18 protein-coding genes and 4 tRNA genes are annotated in these 20,852 nt (G+C 57.1%); 6 read left to right on the top strand and 16 right to left on the bottom strand.

Going from position 1 to position 20,852, the window contains the following annotated elements; translation table 11 throughout:
- Nucleotides 1–100 precede the first annotated feature (100 nt).
- The 6 genes from uvrD to lptM form a co-directional block, all read right to left on the bottom strand.
- Nucleotides 101–2,263, bottom strand: a complete 2,163-nt coding sequence (gene uvrD / locus AC2CGP_RS22810; protein WP_032709535.1) for a DNA helicase II — start codon at nt 2,261–2,263, stop codon at nt 101–103.
- A 63-nt stretch (nt 2,264–2,326) separates the two neighbouring features.
- Nucleotides 2,327–3,043: a 5-amino-6-(5-phospho-D-ribitylamino)uracil phosphatase YigB gene (gene yigB / locus AC2CGP_RS22805; protein WP_015368862.1), complete on the bottom strand. Its 717-nt coding sequence runs from the start codon at nt 3,041–3,043 to the stop codon at nt 2,327–2,329.
- Entirely contained in the window at nt 3,043–3,945 is a 903-nt protein-coding gene (gene xerC, locus AC2CGP_RS22800; RefSeq protein ID WP_015703983.1) for a tyrosine recombinase XerC, read from the bottom strand. The genes yigB and xerC overlap by 1 nt, the downstream gene beginning before the upstream one ends.
- Nucleotides 3,942–4,649, bottom strand: coding sequence for a DUF484 domain-containing protein (locus tag AC2CGP_RS22795; RefSeq protein ID WP_015368864.1), 708 nt, complete (start codon nt 4,647–4,649; stop codon nt 3,942–3,944). Before AC2CGP_RS22795 ends, xerC begins: the two co-directional genes overlap by 4 nt.
- Nucleotides 4,646–5,470: a diaminopimelate epimerase gene (gene dapF, locus AC2CGP_RS22790; RefSeq protein ID WP_015368865.1), complete on the bottom strand. Its 825-nt coding sequence runs from the start codon at nt 5,468–5,470 to the stop codon at nt 4,646–4,648. Before dapF ends, AC2CGP_RS22795 begins: the two co-directional genes overlap by 4 nt.
- A gap of 35 nt (nt 5,471–5,505) precedes the next feature.
- Nucleotides 5,506–5,709, bottom strand: coding sequence for an LPS translocon maturation chaperone LptM (gene lptM / locus AC2CGP_RS22785; protein WP_020077593.1), 204 nt, complete (start codon nt 5,707–5,709; stop codon nt 5,506–5,508).
- 139 nt (nt 5,710–5,848) lie between these two features.
- On the opposite strand from lptM, the gene cyaY reads away from it, so the two are divergent.
- Nucleotides 5,849–6,169, top strand: coding sequence for an iron donor protein CyaY (cyaY, locus tag AC2CGP_RS22780; RefSeq protein ID WP_015368867.1), 321 nt, complete (start codon nt 5,849–5,851; stop codon nt 6,167–6,169).
- Nucleotides 6,170–6,302: 133 nt separating this feature from the next.
- On the opposite strand, the gene cyaA is transcribed toward cyaY, so the two are convergent.
- On the bottom strand, nt 6,303–8,855 hold the full coding sequence (cyaA, locus tag AC2CGP_RS22775; protein WP_015368868.1) for a class I adenylate cyclase: 2,553 nt from the start codon (nt 8,853–8,855) through the stop codon (nt 6,303–6,305).
- Between the two features lie 350 nt (nt 8,856–9,205).
- Here cyaA and hemC point away from each other — a divergent pair, with 350 nt between their 5' ends.
- The 5 genes from hemC to AC2CGP_RS22750 are packed head-to-tail and all read left to right on the top strand — an operon-like array spanning nt 9,206 to nt 13,911.
- Nucleotides 9,206–10,147: a hydroxymethylbilane synthase gene (gene hemC, locus AC2CGP_RS22770; protein WP_032715387.1), complete on the top strand. Its 942-nt coding sequence runs from the start codon at nt 9,206–9,208 to the stop codon at nt 10,145–10,147.
- Nucleotides 10,144–10,884 carry a uroporphyrinogen-III synthase gene (gene hemD, locus AC2CGP_RS22765; protein WP_015703978.1) on the top strand — a complete coding sequence of 247 codons (741 nt, stop codon included), beginning with the start codon at nt 10,144–10,146 and terminating at the stop codon, nt 10,882–10,884. The genes hemC and hemD overlap by 4 nt, the downstream gene beginning before the upstream one ends.
- Before the next feature lie 21 nt (nt 10,885–10,905).
- Nucleotides 10,906–12,078 (top strand): uroporphyrinogen-III C-methyltransferase, encoded by a 1,173-nt coding sequence (gene hemX, locus AC2CGP_RS22760; RefSeq protein WP_015703977.1) that lies wholly within the window; start codon nt 10,906–10,908, stop codon nt 12,076–12,078.
- Nucleotides 12,079–12,081: 3 nt separating this feature from the next.
- Nucleotides 12,082–13,278: a protoheme IX biogenesis protein HemY gene (gene hemY / locus AC2CGP_RS22755; protein WP_475702420.1), complete on the top strand. Its 1,197-nt coding sequence runs from the start codon at nt 12,082–12,084 to the stop codon at nt 13,276–13,278.
- A 60-nt stretch (nt 13,279–13,338) separates the two neighbouring features.
- The gene (locus AC2CGP_RS22750; protein WP_042894672.1) at nt 13,339–13,911 is read left to right on the top strand and encodes a hypothetical protein; all 573 of its coding nucleotides are present in this window, start codon (nt 13,339–13,341) and stop codon (nt 13,909–13,911) included.
- Between the two features lie 393 nt (nt 13,912–14,304).
- Here the strand turns inward: AC2CGP_RS22750 and AC2CGP_RS22745 are convergent.
- The 9 genes from AC2CGP_RS22745 to wzxE all read right to left on the bottom strand — a co-directional run bounded on the left by AC2CGP_RS22745 (nt 14,305) and on the right by wzxE (nt 20,852).
- Nucleotides 14,305–14,381 (bottom strand) — tRNA-Pro (locus AC2CGP_RS22745).
- A gap of 42 nt (nt 14,382–14,423) precedes the next feature.
- Nucleotides 14,424–14,510: transfer RNA gene (locus AC2CGP_RS22740), tRNA-Leu, on the bottom strand.
- A 22-nt stretch (nt 14,511–14,532) separates the two neighbouring features.
- Nucleotides 14,533–14,608 (bottom strand) — tRNA-His (locus AC2CGP_RS22735).
- A gap of 55 nt (nt 14,609–14,663) precedes the next feature.
- A tRNA-Arg gene (locus AC2CGP_RS22730) sits at nt 14,664–14,740 on the bottom strand.
- 102 nt (nt 14,741–14,842) lie between these two features.
- A complete protein-coding gene (gene thrP, locus AC2CGP_RS22725; RefSeq protein ID WP_015368873.1) occupies nt 14,843–16,228 on the bottom strand; it encodes a bifunctional threonine/serine APC transporter ThrP in 1,386 nt (461 codons plus the stop codon).
- Between the two features lie 205 nt (nt 16,229–16,433).
- Nucleotides 16,434–17,174, bottom strand: coding sequence for a lipopolysaccharide N-acetylmannosaminouronosyltransferase (gene wecG / locus AC2CGP_RS22720; RefSeq protein ID WP_047057116.1), 741 nt, complete (start codon nt 17,172–17,174; stop codon nt 16,434–16,436).
- Nucleotides 17,175–17,185: 11 nt separating this feature from the next.
- The gene (gene wzyE / locus AC2CGP_RS22715; protein ID WP_213760036.1) at nt 17,186–18,532 is read right to left on the bottom strand and encodes an ECA oligosaccharide polymerase; all 1,347 of its coding nucleotides are present in this window, start codon (nt 18,530–18,532) and stop codon (nt 17,186–17,188) included.
- The gene (locus AC2CGP_RS22710; RefSeq protein WP_213760038.1) at nt 18,529–19,605 is read right to left on the bottom strand and encodes a TDP-N-acetylfucosamine:lipid II N-acetylfucosaminyltransferase; all 1,077 of its coding nucleotides are present in this window, start codon (nt 19,603–19,605) and stop codon (nt 18,529–18,531) included. The genes wzyE and AC2CGP_RS22710 overlap by 4 nt, the downstream gene beginning before the upstream one ends.
- Nucleotides 19,602–20,852 (bottom strand): lipid III flippase WzxE, encoded by a 1,251-nt coding sequence (gene wzxE, locus AC2CGP_RS22705; protein ID WP_015703974.1) that lies wholly within the window; start codon nt 20,850–20,852, stop codon nt 19,602–19,604. The genes AC2CGP_RS22710 and wzxE overlap by 4 nt, the downstream gene beginning before the upstream one ends.

Below are 20,852 nucleotides of genomic sequence, written 5' to 3'. Positions count from 1 at the left end.
AAAACGGCGTCAACACGCAAGGGAACGCTAAAGAGCAAATCCTGCCCTTTAGCATATAAGGCTAGCAGATTATTACAAAAAAATTATATTTTTCTTAAAGTTACACCGTTTCCAGCCGGGCATAGGCGGCAACCAGCCATTTAATTCCCTGCCCCTGGAATGCCACCTGCAGCCGGCTATGTTCACCGCTGCCCTCAAGGTTTACGATGGTACCTTCGCCGAACTTCGGATGCCGGACCCGCTGACCCAGTTTATAGCCGGTATCGTTCTCCGCCACCGGGGTACCGAGGCGCTGATGGTTAACCGGGCGGCTCACCGTCGCCCGTAACCGCACCTCTTCCACGCACTCTTCCGGCAGCTCGCCGATAAAGCGCGATGGGCGATGGTAAACCTCTTTGCCGTATAAACGACGGGTTTCGGCGTAGGTCAGCGTCAGTTTCTGCATCGCGCGCGTCACGCCGACGTAGGCCAGACGACGCTCTTCCTCCAGACGACCGCCCTCATCAAGCGCCATCTGGCTCGGGAACATCCCCTCTTCAACGCCGACGATAAACACCTGCGGGAACTCCAGCCCTTTTGCCGAGTGCAGAGTCATCAGCTGTACCGCATCCTGCCAGGTATCCGCCTGCCCTTCGCCGGCTTCCAGCGCGGCGTGGGAGAGGAACGCCTGTAGCGGCATCAGATCTTCATCTTCTTCGTTGTAGCTGAACTGGCGCGTCGCCGTCACCAGTTCCTCTAAGTTTTCGATACGGGTCTGGCCCTTCTCGCCTTTTTCCTGCTCGTACATCATACGCAGGCCGGAATCTTTAATGACCCGGTCAGTCTGGACATGCAGCGGCATATCGGCAGTTTCCTGCGCCAGCGCGTCGATAAGCTCCATAAAGCGCTGCAGAGCGCTGGCCGCGCGGCCTGCCAGCACTTTCTCTTTGAGCAGCTCGCGGCAGGCCTGCCACAGCGTCAGCTGACGATCGCGCGAGGTCTGGCGCACCACATCCAGGGTACGATCGCCGATGCCGCGGGTAGGCGTATTGACCACGCGCTCAAACGCCGCGTCATCGTTGCGGTTGGCAATCAGACGCAGATAAGAGAGCGCATCTTTGATTTCCTGACGTTCGAAGAAGCGCATGCCGCCGTAGATACGGTACGGCATGCTGGCCTGTAGCAGCGCCTCTTCCAGCACGCGCGACTGGGCGTTGCTACGATAGAGAATGGCGCACTGCTCCAGCGCTCCGCCGTTCTCCTGCCAGGTTTTAATTCGGTTAACCACGAAACGCGCTTCATCAAGATCGTTGAAGGCGCAGTACAGCGAAATGGGTTCGCCGTCGGCGCCGTCGGTCCACAGTTTTTTGCCCAACCGCCCGTTGTTGTTTTCAATCAGGGCGTTGGCGGCGCTGAGAATATTGCTGGTCGAACGATAGTTCTGCTCCAGACGAATAGTTTCCGCCCCCGGGAAGTCATTCAGGAAGCGCTGAATGTTTTCAACCTGCGCGCCGCGCCAGCCGTAAATCGACTGGTCATCATCGCCGACAATCATCACTTTGCCGGTATCGCCCGCCAGCAGGCGGATCCAGGCATATTGAATGTTGTTGGTATCCTGGAATTCGTCGACGAGAATATTGGTGAAGCGCTCGCGGTAGTGCTGCAGGATGTGTGGTTTGTTCAGCCACAGTTCGTGCGCGCGCAGCAGCAGCTCGGCGAAGTCCACCAGCCCGGCGCGATCGCAGGCTTCCTGATAGGCCTGATACACCTTCTGCCAGGTTTGTTCGACCGGGTTGCCGTAGCTCTGAATATGGTGCGGGCGCAGCCCTTCATCTTTTTGGCTGTTGATGTACCACATCGCCTGACGCGGCGGCCATTGCTTCTCATCCAGGTTCATCGCCTTAATCAGGCGCTTCAGCAGGCGTAGCTGGTCTTCGCTATCGAGGATTTGGAAATCCTGCGGCAGGTTGGCATCCAGATGATGGGCACGTAGCAGGCGATGGGCCAGGCCGTGGAAGGTGCCGACCCACATACCGCCCTGGGTGGTGCCCATCAGTTGGCCGATACGGTGGCGCATCTCCGCCGCCGCTTTGTTGGTAAAGGTCACCGCCATAATGGAATACGGCGAGCAGTTCTCCACGCTCAGCAGCCAGGCGATACGGTGCACCAGTACGCGCGTCTTACCACTGCCCGCCCCTGCCAGAACCAGCATATTGGTGCGCGAGGCCGCTACGGCTTCACGCTGTTTGTCATTAAGGCTGTCGAGCAGGTAAGAAACGTCCATTGGCACCGCCGGAAGAGAAGGGGTTCCACGAACCCCTGTTAATATATACAGAGTTACTGGTGATTATATCAGCGAGGTCAGAGATGCCAACCGTGAAATTTCAATATGCGGCAGCAGGCGGCTATCGGCGGTTTTCATCAACGACGCGTCCTGCGGCTTGATCCAGCAGGCCTGCATTCCACAGCGAATAGCGCCAGCCACGTCGGTGGTCAGATCATCGCCGACGTGCAGAATCTGCCCGAGGGGTAAATCCAGGCGCTCCGCCGCCAGATGGTACATATCGGCAAACGGCTTGGAGCGACCATCCGGACCCGCGCGCAGCACGAAACGGAAATAGTCATTCAGCCCGAACAGTTCTGGCTGAGCGTTACCGTTGGTGATAGCCACCAGCGGCCATTTCTGCGCCAGCTTCGCCAGCGTATCGTGCGTCTCCTGCGGCACGTCGACGCGACTGCGCCAGTGGGCGAAGTTTTCCATCGCCGCATCGGCGCCGGCTTTCGCCTCGGCGGCGGAGAGCCCGGCATTACGCATCCCTAACTCCAGCGCGCGGTGGCGCCAGACGGTGACATCGTGATAAATCTCAGGTTCTGAGGACAATAGCGTTTGTCGCAGTTGATTAAGCGCATGGGCATCAAACTGGCTCAGCGCCGGATGGTAATTGCGCACAAACGTCAGCGATTCCTGCATCGTCCGGTCAATCACCGGGCGGTTATCATAAAGGGTGTCATCCAGGTCGAACGTCAGCGCGGAGATCGGGCCCAGAGGTCGGTAAAAACGCATTATTTCCCCCGTTTAGCGCGCGGATGCGCGGCATCGTACACCGAGGCAAGGTGTTGAAAATCGAGATGGGTATAGATTTGGGTGGTGGAGAGATTGGCATGCCCCAGCAGCTCCTGCACGCCGCGCAGATCGCCGCTCGACTCCAGCATATGCGTCGCGAAGGAGTGCCGCAGCTTATGCGGATGCACGTGGCTATTGAGCCCCTGCTTGATCCCCCATTCGGCAAACCGCTTCTGCACGTTGCGCGCTGAAATTCGCTTACCCAGCTTCGACAAAAACAGCGCGTCGTCATCACCGCCGAACAGGCCGCGCAAATCCAGCCAATGTTCGATCCACGCCACCGCGTTGCGTCCAATTGGCAGGCGGCGCTCTTTGCTGCCTTTACCCATCACCCACACTTCCCCTGACTCAAGATCAAGGTGCTGAATATCAAGGTTAACTAACTCAGAAAGACGCAGCCCCGCGCCGTACATCACTTCCAGCATCGCCCGGTCGCGCACCGCGAGCGGGTCGTTAAGGTCGATATCCAGAAGCCGATTCACATCATCAACGTCGATATTTTTCGGTAAGTGGCGGGGAATTTTTGGCGCCGCAATCCCCTTCGCCGGGTTAGCCGCTAACTCGCCCTGGCTGACCATCCAGTCGAAGAAGCTGCGCAGGGCGGAAAGCCGCAGCGCCAGGCTCGCCGGGCCTAAGCCCGCGCGGCGGCTACGCACGGCAAAGCTACGTACCTGAGCGGCGTCGCACTGCTGCCAGCTTTTTAAGCCAGCATCATCCGCCAGCGCGATCAGCGCTTCCAGCTGACGCTGGTAATTCGTGAGCGTAATCGGGCTAAGCTGGCGCTCTACGCCGAGATAGCGCAGGAAGCGGTCGACGCAGGCGAATAGCGGGGAGTCGGTCATGCGCGTTCAATCCAGCGCTCCAGCAGGCCGGGCAGCATGCGCGCAATCTCCTGCAGTAGCTGCGTCCCCTGACCTTGCTGATAATGTTGTGGATCGCGGCTGCTGAAGAACATCACCCCCGGCGCGTCGTCATCGCCCAGTAGCGACATCGCCACCGAGCCGATAGCTTTCGCATCCGGCAGCACCACCAACAGCTCTGGCCCGTTCAGCGGACCAAGATAGTGACGTGCCTGGCCCAACCGTTGGATACGAATGGGTTCGAACGCCTGCCGGCTCAACGCCAGATGGGTGAATTTAGACGGCGCGCCGAGATGCCAGCTGTCCGGAAACAGGCGCACCGTCGCGCCCGCCAGACCCAGCTCGCGCGCCCAACGATGAAAGCGGTTGAGCATTTCATCCAGGCTATCGGCGGACGCCAGGCGCGTCTGGAGATGGAACAGGCGCTGAAACAGGCTTTGATTGGCCGTCGCCTGTTCCATCAGCAGCGTCATATTTTCTTCCAGCACGTTGATATGGTTACGCGCCCGCAGCATATGCCACTCGACCAGCGAGATGGTGCCGCGCACCGGATGCGGGACGCGGATATGCTCTACCTGCGCTGCATTACGAATAAAGAACTCAGGATTTTGCAGCAGATAATCTACTACCGCGCTGTCGTCGAGCGCTGTGGCGAGTTCCTGCTGTTCTTCCCCGATCTGTTTCATAGATGAATAAATCCGTCGTAGACGTGTGCCGCCGGGCCAGTCATATACAACGGTTGACCCGGACCTTTCCAGGCGATGTCGAGACGCCCGCCTGGCAATTCCACGCGTACCTCTTCGCCGAGTAATCCCTGTTGGATACCGACCGCCACCGCCGCACAGGCGCCGCTGCCGCAGGCCTGCGTTTCACCTGCGCCGCGTTCATAGACGCGCAGACGAATATGAGAGCGTTCCACTACCTGCATAAAGCCGATATTGGCGCGTTCCGGAAAACGTTCGTGGCTTTCCATCACCGGACCGAGGGTTTCAACCGCGGCGGTGTCCACGTTATCGACCTGAATCACGCAGTGCGGGTTGCCCATTGAGACGACGCCGCACAATACTGTCTGTTCAGCCGCGCGCATAATATAGGTCTTTTCCGCTTTGTTGGCGCGGAATGGGACCTGAGACGGCTCGAAATTCGGCTCGCCCATGTTAACGCGCACCAGATCATCTTCCGTTACGCTTAATACCATACGCCCATTGGCGGTGCTCACACGGATATCACGTTTATTGGTCAGGCCTTTTAAACGGACAAAGCGGGCGAAGCAGCGCGCGCCGTTGCCGCACTGCGAGACTTCGCTACCGTCAGCATTGAAGATACGGTAGTGGAAGTCCAGATCGGGATCGTACGGCGGCTCGACAACCAGCAGCTGGTCGAAGCCGACGCCAAGATGCCGATCCGCAAGGCGACGAATCAGCTCCGGTGAGAAGAAAACATTCTGCGTTACCGCATCAACAACCATGAAGTCGTTGCCGAGGCCATGCATTTTAGAGAACTGCATTATCTACTCCAATTGCGCGGAACAGAACGTTATCGTTAATAGTTAACCTGGGTCGGACCGCCATTATCGCCGCGATCGTTCCGATCCGGCGTCGCGCTCTGAATGCCTGGGTTAACCGGCTTGGTCGGCGGCGGCGCGGTTTTGTCCGCCGGCGGGAAATACAGCGGCCCTTTCAAACCGCAGCCGGTCAGGCTGAAGATTGCAAACAGAACGGCAAGCGTGGGTAAAACGTTTTTCATTGATAGTTGCCCATGATTCATTCGTTACTGCTTTCTATCATCGCAGGAGAAGACGTAAAAGCAAGCGTTTAGCATCTGACTGCACGCGCTTTTGTTTCGCGCTATACTGCGGCCATCTTCAAAAAAGCAGGATAGAACCATGAACGACAGTGAATTCCATCGCCTGGCCGATAGCCTGTGGATGACCATCGAAGAACGTCTGGACGACTGGGACGGCGACAGCGATATCGACTGCGAAATCAACGGCGGCGTGCTGACCATCAGCTTCGAAAATGGCAGTAAAATCATTATTAACCGTCAGGAGCCACTGCATCAGGTCTGGCTGGCGACCAAGCAAGGCGGCTATCACTTCGATCTGCAAGGCGATGAGTGGATCTGCGATCGCAGCGGCGAACGCTTCTGGGATCTGCTGGAGCAGGCGGCAAGCAATCAGGCCGGTGAGACGGTGAGCTTCCGTTAATGAGGTGTTTCCCGGATGGCGGCGCATCGCGCCTTATCCGGGCTACCCGACGACATACAACCGTAGCCCTGCTAAGCGCAGCGCCAGCAGGGAATATCTCCGGATAGCGGCTCGCGCCTTATCCGGGGCAAATCTACGAGTAGCGCTGCTGCAGCACCGGTGAGGCGACCGCTTCCTGGCCCGGCGGCACCGCGGCGGCAATCGCCTGACTGCGGAACGGGATCACCTGCGTGCGTCCGTCAACTTCGACTATCTGATAGAACTGCGGCAGGTTGAAGTTAATGAAGCTGGAGCCGTAGGTGAAGCGATCGTGCGATGACGAGTAGAAGCGGCTGACGTCGCGGACCAGCTCTTCTTTGCTGCCTTCGCAGTGGTGATAGACCTCTGCGCGGTTGCTTTCATCGAGAATGTAGATGTTAAAGCCGCTATCATTGTTATCCGCATCTTCAAAGAAGAATTGAATTATCCCTTCGCTGGCGAAACCATCCACCACCGCCGGCAGCTTAACGTGATTGGTTTCTACCTGTACCGACAGGCCGTGGAGCTTGTTGTGCGAGATAGCGCCGTAGAACTCAATGGCGTTTTCCAGCTTCTGCACCGAAACGTTCAGGCGTTCAAAGAACAGGCCCCAGGTCTGGCCGGAGACGCGCAGCGCTTTGAAGCGCCCGGTATCCTGACGGGTACTGGAGAGACGCAGTTCGATGCACTCGGAGACCATCTGCTGCACGCGGGTGCGAATAAGGCCGCGCAGATGCTGGCTGTAGCAGAAAACCTCCACGCTATCCGGCGGCGCGGCGTCCTGATGCATTTTGCCAAGGATAGTTTTCAGTGCTTCGATCATCGCCTGCTCGCCGTTAAAGTGCAGCGTACGCACTTCGTTCCACGAGTTGCGATACAGCAGGTCGACACTGCCAATCAGGCATTTTTGCTCTTCGCCGAAGCTGAAAACGTCGAGCTTACGGAAGTCGAAATGCACCACCTGATTGCGGAAAGCCGCCGTCGGGTCATATTCGAGGTTAACAATAATCGCCAGGTGGCGAATTTCACACGGGCTGTACAGCGCTTTTGGCGTCGGCGCCGGCAGGCGCAGCGGGAAGTGGTGCGACACGTCGGCCACCATCTCCTGCAGCTTCGGCAAATCGACGATACCGTTGCCCTTAATAAACAGACGGGTGCGTGAGGTCAGCAGGCCGTTAAACCAGGCCCAGGCCACCAGCTTATTAAGATAACGGTTATATTCCAGCGGCTGATGGCTGATGATCGATTCCATATCCGGCGCGCGGTTATACAGATACCAACCGGTACGGTTGGCGCGGCCCGGCGGCACGTGGATAAAGGTCAGATTCGGTTCCGACAGGTCTGGTGAAATTTGCGGGTTTACCAGGGTAACCTTGCCCGGCAAGGCTTCAAAGGCCGCATACAGCTTACGCGTCAGCACGCCGATATCCTGCGGGCTGGCGGAGACGCTGAGGTTATTGCGACGCGCGAAGCGGATCAGATTACGATAGCTCTGCATCATCGCGTCGAGCAGTTCGTTGTGCGCTTTGCGCACTTCATCGATTTTCCAGTTAGCGCGGTTATCGAGCATCATCAGACGCTTTTCATCCCAGCCCCACTCTTTCACCAGTTGGCTGACCACTTCACGACGCCAGCCCACACAGGCGCGCTCGCGGCTGAGTTTTTCACAGACTTTCAGATAGAAGCAGCGGCGTACCAGATCGAGACGGGTGTCGTCTTCGATAGCCTGCAGATAGGCGGTTACGCGCTCCAGCATCATGCAGTAGGGGTCGAGACCGAATGAGACAATCTCGCCATCGTGCAGGCGCTGTTTAATATCTTTCGCCAACAGGCGGTTGTTGGGGTATTCCCACGAGTAGGCTTCCAGCAGCAGCGTTTTCAGCACCGCTTTATACGGGGAGTCGATGCTCTTATACAGCTGCCACAGGCTGGCGCCGAAGTACTCTTCCGCCGACAGCGAACTGAGGCCACCGAGATCGAGCCATTCGTTTGGCGTCAGCACGCCCTGGGCATACAGCCCCATCACGTAATCATCGTAATGGTCTTCTTCATCGCCCGGCACCATATTCCACAGAATACGTTTCCCGGCGAGACGCACGGCGGTGCGGTAAAATTCATCGAGCAACAAAATATGCTGGGTCGAACCACAGTCTTCGCCACCGAGGCTGCCGCTTTCGTTGTGGCGGAAGCGGTTTTCGTCGATCAGGAAGAAACTGACCTCGACGCCAAGCGACGCCGCCCAGCTTTCAAGCAGGCTGCATTTACGCTGCAGCAGTTGGCGTTCTTCGTTATCCAGCCAGGCCTGATGGCATACCCAGATATCCAGATCGGAAGAGCAGCTTTGCCCGACGGAAGAGGTACTGCCCATCGAATAGACGCCGGTAATCGGCAGTTCGCCTTTCGGCGGCTCCTGCGTTAGCAGGCCGCGATGCAGTTCGAGTTCGTCAAGATAGTGGCGTTGGGTTTCATCAGGCGTGTAGAGGCAAATGCCGCGGGGAACGTTACCGTCAAGGTAACCCGGCATCAGCGGGTGATGATAATGTAGTAATGTCGGCAGAAGACTGTAAACCTGCTGGAAAGCGGGTCCCATGGCAGCAAGCGCGCGATCCACGCGCAGTTGGTTGATGGCATCCAGTCTCTGTTTCAGTGTCTCAATATAGAGGTACAAGACATATCGCCTGATGTTCAAAAATCCGACGTACAATAGTACGGAGGATTTCAGTATTTCAACAAGAACCGTCACCATTCGTCATCGGTGTGGTTGTGATGAACTGCTGGCTGACAAATGGTTTAAAACGTGATCAATTTAACACCTTGCTGATTGACCGTAAAGAAAGATGCGCTACATACAAGTGTAGCACCGTTTGCCGGGTGTAAATTCCCCACTACGCTTGCGGCAACCGCACGCGCATGAAACGCTAAAGGTCATCATGCCAGCATCCCACATTAACCGCGAAACTAACATCCCTAAAGCAACAATGTTAGGATGGCTCATGGTCGACAATGACGGTAACAAGCATGTTAGACAAAGTTTTGAGAATTGCCACACGGCAAAGCCCGCTTGCGCTATGGCAGGCACATTATGTGAAAGAGCGCCTGGAGTCCTGTCATCCGGGGCTTTCCGTTGAGCTGGTGCCAATGGTCACCCGCGGCGACGTGCTCCTTGATACCCCGCTGGCGAAAGTGGGCGGCAAGGGCTTATTTGTGAAAGAGTTAGAGCTCGCCATGATTGAGGGGCGCGCCGATATCGCCGTCCATTCGATGAAAGATGTCCCGGTCGAATTCCCTGAAGGCCTGGGATTGGTCACCATCTGCGAACGTGAAGATCCGCGCGACGCATTTGTTTCCAATCACTATGCCTCAATTGACGCGCTGCCGGCTGGCAGCATCGTTGGCACATCAAGTTTACGTCGCCAGTGCCAGTTGGCGGCAGAGCGCCCCGATCTGGTGATCCGCTCGCTACGCGGCAACGTTGGCACGCGATTAGGCAAACTCGATAACGGCGAGTATGACGCTATTATCCTTGCCGCCGCCGGTCTGAAGCGCCTGAAACTGGAAGCGCGTATTCGCCAGCCGCTCTCGCCTGAACAATCTCTGCCGGCCGTCGGCCAGGGCGCGGTGGGTATCGAATGCCGCCTTGACGATGAATGGACCAAAGCGCTGTTAGCGCCGCTTAACCATACAGAGACCGCCGTGCGCGTACGTGCCGAGCGGGCGATGAACACCCGTCTCGAAGGCGGTTGTCAGGTGCCGATTGGCAGCTATGCCGAACTGCGCGATGGTGAGCTGTGGCTACGAGCGCTGGTGGGCGCGCCGGATGGTTCGCGGGTCGTGCGCGGTGAACGCCGCGGGCGGCCTGAAGAGGCAGAGGCGCTCGGCGTCTCGCTGGCGGAAGAGCTACTGGATAACGGCGCCCGCGACATCCTCGCGGCGGTCTATGATGGAGAAGCCCCACGATGAGCATCCTGGTCACCCGTCCGCTACCGCAAGGTGAAGAGTTAGTCAGCCGCCTGCGCGCGCTGGGACGCGTGGCCTGGAGCTTTCCGCTGATTGAATTCACGCCGGGGCGAGAACTGGCAACGCTCCCGCGTCAACTGGCGGCATTAGGCGCGGACGATTTGTTGTTTGCGCTGTCGCAGCATGCGGTGGAATTCGCCCATGCCCGTCTGCTGCAGGAGAGCCAACGCTGGCCCTCCGACCCGGCCTATTTCTCGATAGGCCGCACCACCGCGCTGGCCCTGCATACGGTCAGTGGTAAAAATATCCGTTACCCGTTAGATCGGGAAATCAGCGAAGTCTTGCTACAATTACCTGAATTACAAAACATTGCGGGCAAGAAAGCCCTGATTCTGCGCGGCAACGGCGGGCGGGAATTACTCGGCGACACGCTGCGAGATCGCGGCGCCGAAGTAACATTTTGTGAATGTTATCAACGTTGTGCGAAGTACTATGATGGTGCGGAAGAGGCTATGCGCTGGCAATCTCGTGGAGTCACAACGCTGGTGGTCACCAGCGGCGAGATGCTGCAGCAGCTGTGGTCGTTAATACCCCAGTGGTATCGCGAACAGTGGCTGCTGCACTGTAGCCTTATCGTTGTCAGCGAACGTCTGGCCCTTCAGGCCCGGGAATTGGGCTGGCAGGATATTCAGGTTGCCGATAACGCCGACAACGATGCGCTGCTACGCGCATTACAATAACTCTCAACATTGGAAGCCATAATGACGGAACAACAAAATCAATCCGCCGTGGTTGAAGAGACCAGGGAGGCCGTGGAAACCACGCCACAGCCAGAAAACAACGAGAAGAAAAAGGCCGGCAACAAAACCAGCCTGGCGCTCAGCGCGATTGCTATCGCTATCGCCCTCGCCGCCGGTATTGGCCTGTATGGCTTGAATAAGCAGCAGGTTACGCGGCAAAACGAAACCAGCTCTGAATTAGCAAGCCAGCTCGCGGCGCTGCAAAAAGCGCAGGACAGCCAGAAGAGCGAGCTGGAAAGCGTCATCAAACAGCAGGCCGACCAGTTGAGCGAAGCCAAACGTGAACAGGAAACCCTGACGAAACAGCTTGATGAGCTACAGCAAAAAGTTGCCGTGATTTCCGGCAGCGACGCCAAAACCTGGCTGCTGGCGCAGGCTGATTTCCTGGTTAAGCTGGCGGGACGTAAACTGTGGAGCGATCAGGATGTGACGACCGCCGCCGCGCTGCTGAAAAGCGCCGATGCCAGCCTCGCCGACATGAACGACCCAAGCCTTATCGGCGCGCGCCGCGCCATCACCGACGACATCGCTTCGCTGTCGGCGGTAAGCCAGGTCGATTACGACGGCATTATCCTCAAGGTTAACCAGCTGGCGAATCAAATCGACAATCTGCGTCTGGCCGATAATAACGACGATGATTCCCCGATGGATGCCGACAGCGACGAGCTCTCCAGCTCCATCGGCGAATGGCGGGTTAACCTGCAGAAAAGCTGGCAGAACTTTATGGATAGCTTCATTACCATACGCCGCCGCGACGAAACGGCGGTGCCGCTGTTAGCGCCGAATCAGGATGTCTATCTGCGTGAAAATATCCGTTCTCGCCTGCTGGTCGCCGCGCAGGCGGTGCCGCGTCATCAGGAAGAAACCTATAAGCAGGCGCTGGAAAACGTCTCCACCTGGGTACGCGCTTATTACGATACTGAAGACGCCACCACCAAGGCTTTCCTTGAAGAAGTGGATAAGCTCAGTCAGCAGAGTATTACCATGAGCGTACCGGAAACGCTGCAGAGCCAGAGCCTGCTGGAAAAGCTGATGCAAACCCGGGTGCGTAATTTAATGGCCCAGCCTGCGGCAGCCGCTCCGACGCCAGCGCCAGCAGCGACCGCGCCAGCCCCTGCGCCGCAAGGAGAATAACCGATGCTGAAAATTCTCCTGCTTTTCGCACTGCTGATCGCCGGGATCGTCGTTGGGCCGATGATCGCGGGCCATCAGGGCTATGTTCTGATCCAGACCGATAACTACAATATCGAAACCAGCGTGACAGGTCTTGTGATCATCCTGATCCTCGCAATGGTCGTGCTGTTTGCTATCGAGTGGCTTCTGCGCCGCATTTTCCGTACCGGCGCGCGCACTCGCGGCTGGTTCGTCGGGCGTAAGCGCCGCCGCGCGCGTAAGCAAACCGAGCAAGCGCTGCTGAAACTGGCGGAAGGCGATTACCAACAGGTTGAAAAGCTGATGGCGAAAAATGCCGATCACGCCGAACAACCGGTCGTGAACTATCTGTTAGCGGCGGAAGCTGCCCAACAGCGCGGCGATGAAGCTCGCGCCAATCAGCATCTTGAGCGTGCCGCCGAACTGGCTGGCGACGATCTGATCCCGGTCGAAATCACCCGCGTGCGCCTACAGTTGGCGCGGAATGAAAACCACGCCGCCCGTCACGGTATCGATAAGCTGCTGGAAGTGACCCCGCGTCATCCGGAGGTACTACGTCTCGCCGAGCAGGCCTATACCCGCACCGGCGCGTGGAATTCGCTGCTGGACATCATTCCGTCCATGGCGAAAGCCAACGTGGCGGATGAAGAGCACCGCGCCGCGTTGGAACAGCTGGCGTGGATTGGCCTTATGGATAAAGCGCTGGCCGACGGCGGTAGCGAAGGGCTACGCGAATGGTGGCGCAACCAGAGCCGTAAAACGCGCGCGCTGATACCGCTGCAGGTGGCAATGGCCGAACGCCTGATCGAAAGCGACGACCACGATACCGCACAGCAGATTATTATCGATGGTCTGAAGAAACAGTATGACGACCGCCTGGTCATGCCGATCCCACGGCTGAAGACCAATAATCCGGAGCAACTGGAGAAAGTGCTGCGCCAACAGATCAAAGCCGTCGGCGACCGTCCGCTGCTGTGGAGCACCCTGGGCCAGTCGCTGATGCGTCACGGTGAATGGCAGGAGGCCAGTATCGCCTTCCGCGCCGCGCTTAAGCAACGCCCGGATGCCTTTGATTACGCGTGGCTTGCCGATGCGCTGGACCGCTTGCACCAGCCGGAAGAAGCGGCGACCATGCGTCGTGACGGCCTGCTGTTGACGCTACACAATAACCCTCAGCAGTAATTCACGATAACGCTATCGCCTCGTATGGGGCGATAGCTACTCTTCAGAACAGGAGTTCTGATGCGCGTACCCTCTCGTTTTCTCTTTCCTCTTGCTGCCAAACCGCGTTTATCGCTACCCCGACTACTGCTGGCGATCAGCATCGTTGGCGCGCTTATCGGCGGGGTTATCGCCGCACTGGGCTCTGGCGCATGGTGGGTTCTGCTGGTGCTGCTCATTGTTACGATCGTCAGCAATCGCCGCTGGCGAATGCGGAGGGCAAAACTAGCCGAACAGCGCGCCGGCCAGACTATTTGCCAATTCGCGCGTGCCTTCGATATTTCTCTTGTCGATAGCTGGGTGATCCGCGCCGTGTGGTTAACGCTGGATAACCAGCTTAACCAGTCAATGCCATCAGCACCTGCGCTGGCTTTTGCCGCCGGGGATCGGCTGGATGAGGATTTGGAGTTGGTTGGCGATGATGATGACCTGTATGAATTATTACAAGAGGCCGCCCAGCGCTGCGGCCGGGATCTCAGCGGGCTCGAGGATAATCCCTGGCTGCCGGTGCTGACGGTGGGCGATATGGTGCGAGCCCTCAACGCCCAACCGATGACGCCCGCTCGCCAACAGCGGATCGTTATCCACCCCTGAAAGAAAAAAACGCCTGCGCTGAAATCAGGGCAGGCGTTAAAACAGGTCTGTTTGACAACAAATTGGGTGCTTCACTCAACGTTATGTCCATGGTGTTTGATGAGACATAAAATGCGACATCTATCAGTGGACGATAAGCACCGTAAGTACGGCTCTGCATCATTCCCGAGTTTATGAGGCACGAAGGCGAACATAAGAGATGGAATGAGCATCTACCCGGTTATTATCGCACAGGATCCGGGGGGATTGCATCTATCGCAACGATCATTTGGGACAATTCCGGGCAATAATTCGCAGAGATAGAAACGATTTTTTACGAGGGAGATCAGCGGGATAAAAGGTGCCTGAAGAAAATCGGAAAACAAAAAACCCCGCCGAAGCGGGGTTCAAAATTGGTCGGCGAGAGAGGATTCGAACCTCCGACCCACTGGTCCCAAACCAGTTGCGCTACCAAGCTGCGCTACTCGCCGAAATACTGCTTTTTGAATTTTTAGTTCAATTCTTTAAAGTCGTGGTGCGAGGGGGGGGACTTGAACCCCCACGTCCGTAAGAACACTAACACCTGAAGCTAGCGCGTCTACCAATTCCGCCACCTTCGCAATTCACAACTCTATCAAATAATGGGGTGGCTAATGGGATTCGAACCCACGACAACTGGAATCACAATCCAGGGCTCTACCAACTGAGCTATAGCCACCACAACAATTCTTTTACGCGGTATTAAAACCACCGCAGCTCCAGCACCGGGTAAATGGTGCGCCCGACAGGATTCGAACCTGAGACCTCTGCCTCCGGAGGGCAGCGCTCTATCCAGCTGAGCTACGGGCGCTTAGCGCCGTTGCGGGGGTGGATAATACGGACTTCCCCCACCCCTGTCTAGTGCCTTTTTAAATAAAATTTCTATTTGCTCACAGTTTGTGCGCTTTGGCGCTTATTCCGCCGTTTTATCGAGATTTCCCCGCTTGCCGAGGCCGAAAACCTTATAAATAAGGGTCACCGCGGCGAGGAAAATCATTCCGACAAAGAGCGACATCCGGGTTTCATCGTTAATTCCCATGCCGATCAGCACACAAACGAGGAAAGCCATCGTCAAATAGTTTGCCCACGGGAACAACAATGAACGGAACGGATGGCTGGCCATCGCCTGCTGATGCTCGCGGCGAAAACGCAGCTGGCTAATCAGGATCACAAACCACGGCACCATCCCCGGCAACACGCTGGCGCTATAGACATAGACAAACACGCGCTGCGGGTTAGGAATAATGTAGTTCAGGCACGAACCGATTAGCAGAATCACGATCGACAGCGCGACGCCCGCCACCGGCACGCCCTGACGCGATACTTTGGCCATTGCCGCCGGTAGCTGACGGTTGCGCGCCAGCGCGTACAGCATACGCCCACAGCTATACATCCCGCTGTTACAGCCCGACAGCGCTGCGGTCAGCACCACGAAGTTGATAATCCCCGCCGCCGCGGTAATGCCGATTTTGGCGAAAGTGAGAACGAATGGGCTACCGGTCGATCCAATCTGGTTCCACGGGAAGATAGTCACGATAACGAAAATCGCGCCAACGTAAAAAATCAGGATACGCCACAGCACCTTACCCACCGCGCTACGCAACGTGACCTGCGGGTTTTTCGCTTCCCCTGCGGTGATACCGATAAGTTCAACGCCCTGATAAGAGGCGACGACAATACACAGCGCCGTCAGGAAGCCTTTCCAGCCGCCGGCGAAGAAGCCGCCGTGCTCGGTCAGGTTGCCAAAACCGATCGACTGTCCGCCGTTGCCGAAGCCAAAGAAGATGACGCCCAGGCCAATGACAATCATCACGATAATGGTGGTGACTTTAATCATCGCAAACCAGAACTCGATCTCGCCGTACAGACGCACTGCCGCCAGATTCGCTAGTGCTACCAACCCAACGGCAATTAGCGCCGGGATCCACTGCGCCATCTCCGGGAACCAGAACTGGACGTATACCCCGATGGCGGTGATCTCTGATATTCCCACCGCCATCCACATAAACCAGTATGACCAGGCTGTGAGATAGCCGAAGAACGGGCTCATATAACGGTGCGCGTAAACGGCGAATGAGCCGGTTACCGGTTCGAGGAACAACATTTCGCCCATCGAACGCATGATAAAGAAAACAAATAAACCGGCGATAATATACGCCAGCAGGACGGATGGACCGGCCCACTTCAGCGTACTTGCCGCGCCCATGAATAACCCTACGCCAATCGTCCCGCCTAGCGCGATTAGCTCAATATGCCGGGCCTCCAGTCCACGCTGGAGTTCCGCTTTTTTCTCAGTCATAAAGCCTCTTGTGTTTGCTGTACTCCGGGTACTCCCGGTTATTGTTATTAATTGAAACCATAGCCTTGCCGACGCGCAGGTCTCCCCCACGCGTTTGAAGCATGCGAATGGTTAATTAATTTTACGGAAATGGCAAATAAAGTATCAGGCGAGTGAAGAGATTACACAGAATATGTATGCAATCTCGCCTGGTTGCAGTGGAATATCAGAGCTTGCCGGAATAATGCCAACGTAAATAGCGCAGTAAACGGAACTGTCTTTTGATACGGCTCGGTTGCAGGAGCAGGCGATAGAACCACTCCAGCCCCAGGTTCTGCCAGAATTTTGGCGCCCGGTGAACGTGGCCGGTAAAGACGTCATAAGTGCCGCCAACGCCCATATACAGCGCGGCGGGATACACCAGCCGGCAGTCGCGCATTAGAATTTCCTGGCGCGGCGATCCCATCGCGACGGTGACAATTTTCGCCCCGCTGTCGCGCACCCGCTCAAACAGCTGCTGACGCTGATCGGCGGAAAAATAGCCGTCCTGACTGCCGACGATATTGACCTTCCAGCGCTCACGCAGCTTCGCTTGCGTCTCCGCCAGCACCTCGGGCTTGCCGCCGATCAGGAACACCGGCGTTCCCTGAGCGCCAGCCCGCTCCATCAGCGCTTCCCACAGATCGGCACCGGCAACGCGCGACACCTCAGCGTGCGGATATTTTTTACGTAATGAGCGCACGACGCTGATGCCGTCGGCATATTTAAACTCGGCGGCCTCAATCAGCGCACGCACTTCCGGGTTATCTTCTACCGCCAGCATCTTTTCGGCGTTGATCGCAACCAGCGTACCCTGACGCAGCTCGCCGTCGGCGAAGAGATAGTTGAGCGCATGCTGCATGTCGCGCCAGCCAATCAGCTGCAGCCCTCGCAGCGCATACTGCGGCGCGGAAGTGTTATCAGTCATGTTCATCCTTATCAGACCTGCGGTTGCGAAAGCGGCTTCACCCGCTTATGAATCAATCCTGCGCTGTCCAGGAGCCAGTACAGCAGTTTCGCCGCTAACAAGCAGATACCAAAGATCACGAGGAAAAACACCACGCGGGAGCCGAACGAATCCAACCCTTCGCGCGCCAGCACTATCATGTTGAAGATAGCGCCGAAACAGAAACTGTGCAGGATAGCCGCTTTGTAGCGATTGCTCTCCCGGTTGCCCAGTTCGTACAGCCAGTCGAACCATTTAATGATGAACCCTACCGCGACGGCGCCCAGCGGTACGAACCATACGCCGCCCATCACCACCAGCGAACCAATTAGCGTCGGCGATATCGCCAGCCCCGAATGGTTATTTAACACTTCCCAGGTGAAGTAATTGGCGGTATTCAGCACCATTGTCGGGCGACCGTGCCACATCCAGCTGGGGATAAAGACGTAGAAGTCGCGGATCATCGGCGCCAGCCCCTGGAACTCAATCTTGTCGTAGTTCTGCAGCAACAGCGCCAGGTTCTCCCACGGCGAGAAGGTATCGCGCGTGAGATAGAGGAATGTATAAAACGCTTCATCGCCGCTAACGTTCATCCCATAGCGCTTCAACGCCAGCCAGAACATGCCGACAATACCCAGCACGCCCGCCGCCGCCAGCATCCACAGGCTGATCCAGCCGCGAATAATGCCGATAAACAGGAAGATAGCGAAAGCGATAATGATGTTGGCGCGGGTACCGCCGACGATCGCGTAGGTCAGCAGACCAAAGGCGACGGTGCTCACCAGGAAGAAAATCCACGCCTTGTAATCCTGACGCAGGAAATAGATCACCAGCATCGCCGGAATAAAGAAGTAGAAGAAGCGCTTCAACGCCACGCCGGACACTTCCGCGGAGAATATCTGGCTGTATGAATTGAGCTTAAATAGCAGGAAACCGTTGTGGGCGAAGAAGATACCGACGCACAGCAGCGCCAGCCCCATCAAAATCCCCCAGGCCAGATGGGTTTCAACCCGGTTCATGGTAAACAGCGGACGACGTGGAACATCGCGCGATGCCGGACGCAATCGCGTTTTGTAGGTCACGTAGTAGATGGCATAGAAGCATACCGCAACCAGCAGCGTCTGCAGCAAAATCTCCGGCGGCGCCACGCTGACGTCAAAGCGGAATACCAGGATACTGGTTAACGGGAAGCCGAAGAAAAAGGTGAGCAGGAACAACAACGAGAAAAAGACGTTGAAGTTAAAGCGCACGCGGCGGAACTCAAACCAGGTGGCGGTGGCGATAAACAGCGTCGACAGCAGCCAGACCACCAACAGCCCGCTAAATTGCATTAACGTCATACCCGCGCCTCCGCTGCCAGCTGTAGCGCCCGCTGCCAGCCCGCCAGATAGTTCGGGCGGAAGAAGGCGATTTGCGTTTTATCAACGCTCGCTAACTGGCGCTGTGCTTCGCGCACCACGTCGACATCCAGGGTATCGCTGGTAAACAGCACCGGGATCTGTTGTTCGGTCATATCCTGCCAGAACGGATTTTCGCGATTGAGCACGCAGGGAATACCCGCCTGAATCAGCAGGCACAGCGTGCCGATACCCTGCTGGCGCGCAAACAGGAAATAGCCCAGGTCGCAGCGGCGCAGCAACGCCAGATAATCATCAAACTCAAGCTTCTCGCTGAGGATCTGCAGATGCTCGCGACTAAACAGCGCCGCTCCCGCCTGGCGCACTTCGTCAATGTACGCTTCATTGTTGGCCGGATAGCCCATCGGTACGATGACATTCACCGTATCGCCAAACTGCTGATGAATCGCCCTTAGCGCCGCAATATGCTCATTACTACGATCGCCGGAGTTCCCCACTAAAATGGTCAGGGTGTCACCGCGCGGGGCGGTATCGGCAAGGGAATTTAGCGACGGATCCATACGCGTCGGGAAGTACAGCAGTTCGCCCGGCACTCGCGGATGGCGGTTAGCAAACCAGCTGAGATCGCCGCGGGTGGCGAAAACTCGTCCTACCCGCCCTTGCGCCATGCGGCGCAGAGGATAAAACAGACGGAATTTCAGGCTGGCTGAGTTTTCATACAGATCCGCGCCCCAGATATGCCAGTTAAATTGCGACGGGCGGATCCCGCCGCTCAACAACGCCAGCCATAGACCGGTATTAAACTGGCCGTGGAAAAAAAAGCGCTGCTGGCGATCGGCTTTCGCTTTGGCAATCACCGCCTGCGCCAGCGATTTCTTACCCGGATAGCAGGTAATTTCCAGCGCCGGATACGCCTCGCGCATACCTGTCGCATCACCCACGACCATAAACGTCCTGGCCCGCGCGTCGGCGGCCAGTTCGTCGTTAAAGAACCGCAATACGGTCTGGTTGTGGTGCGGGATATCCGATCCCAGTACGTGTATCAGTGCTGTCATGCCCGTTTACGCCAGAGTAAAAACACGCCACTACAAAGGGCGAAATAAACAATATAAGTGGCCATATACGCCTGCGCCGCGCCAAGTGCGCCGTGCGCCGGAATAAGCCAGTGTGAAAATGCGGTCAGCAGCGTGAACTGGCTGATTTCCGTCAGAATATAAAAGCGCAATGACGCTTTGGCGATCACCAGATAGCCGTAGACGTAAGCGCCAACTTTTAAAACATCGCCCACCAACTGCCAGGCGAACAGGTCGCGCATCGCGGTGAAGCGCGCGGAAAACAGTAACCAGATGGCAAAATCGCGCAGCAGCCAGACCGTCAGGCTTGCCGCCGCCACCGCCGGCAGGACGAATTTCAACGACTTCACTATCTCACGCGTGATGTCCGTTTTGGCGCTCAACCGCGACAACGTCGGCAGCAGATACACGCTAAAGGAAGCGGTAATAAACTGCAGGTAGGCATCCGAGATACTGCTCACCCCCTGCCAGATGCCGACCGCCTCCCAGCCGTAATGCGCCGCCAGCAGATTACGCATCATCACATAGGCCACCGGCAGCGTCACCGAGGTAATCAGCGCCATCAGGGTAAATTTCGATAGTTGCCCCGCAAGCCCGTTATCCCAACGCGGACGTAGCGCGTTCAGCGGGATCGCGCCGCGCCGCCAAAGCATAATGGCGGCCGGAACCACCACCAGCGCGGGAACTAAGGCCAGCCCTAACAGCGCCCCCTGATAACCACCGAAGTAGTAACAGGCGTAGTAGGCCGCCACGCCAATCAGACTCCCGGCAATCAGCGAAAAAGCGTTACCCGCCGCATCGCGAAAACCTTTCATCAGCGCCAGCAGATAGTTGGCCCACGCAATTCCCATCTGCACCAGCGCCACCAGACGTACCAGATTCTGATAGTGCGAATGGCCGAACAGCGCCTGGCTTATGGGCGCCGCCGCCAGCAAAAAGACCAGCGCCAGCAGGGTGGAAAAACCGAGCACCATTGATGACGAGGTTCCAACCACCTGCTTCAGGCGTAGCGGATCGTCGTGATGTTGGGCAACCAGCTTAGTGACGCCATTAAAAATCCCGGCGCCCGCCAGGACGCCCAGAACGGTGACCAGTTGCCGGAAGTTACCGGCCTGGCCTACGCCCGCCGGGCCAAATGAGACCGCCAGCAGCTTTACCACCAGCAGACCGGCGCCTATTTTGACTAAGGTGGACGCCGCGGTCCACAGTGATGCTTTTGCCAACGACAT

It is taken from the genome of Klebsiella sp. SYXHC3 (assembly GCF_057196925.1).
Note: the sequence above shows the minus strand (reverse complement) of the source record. Positions and strands in the feature narration are given on the sequence as shown.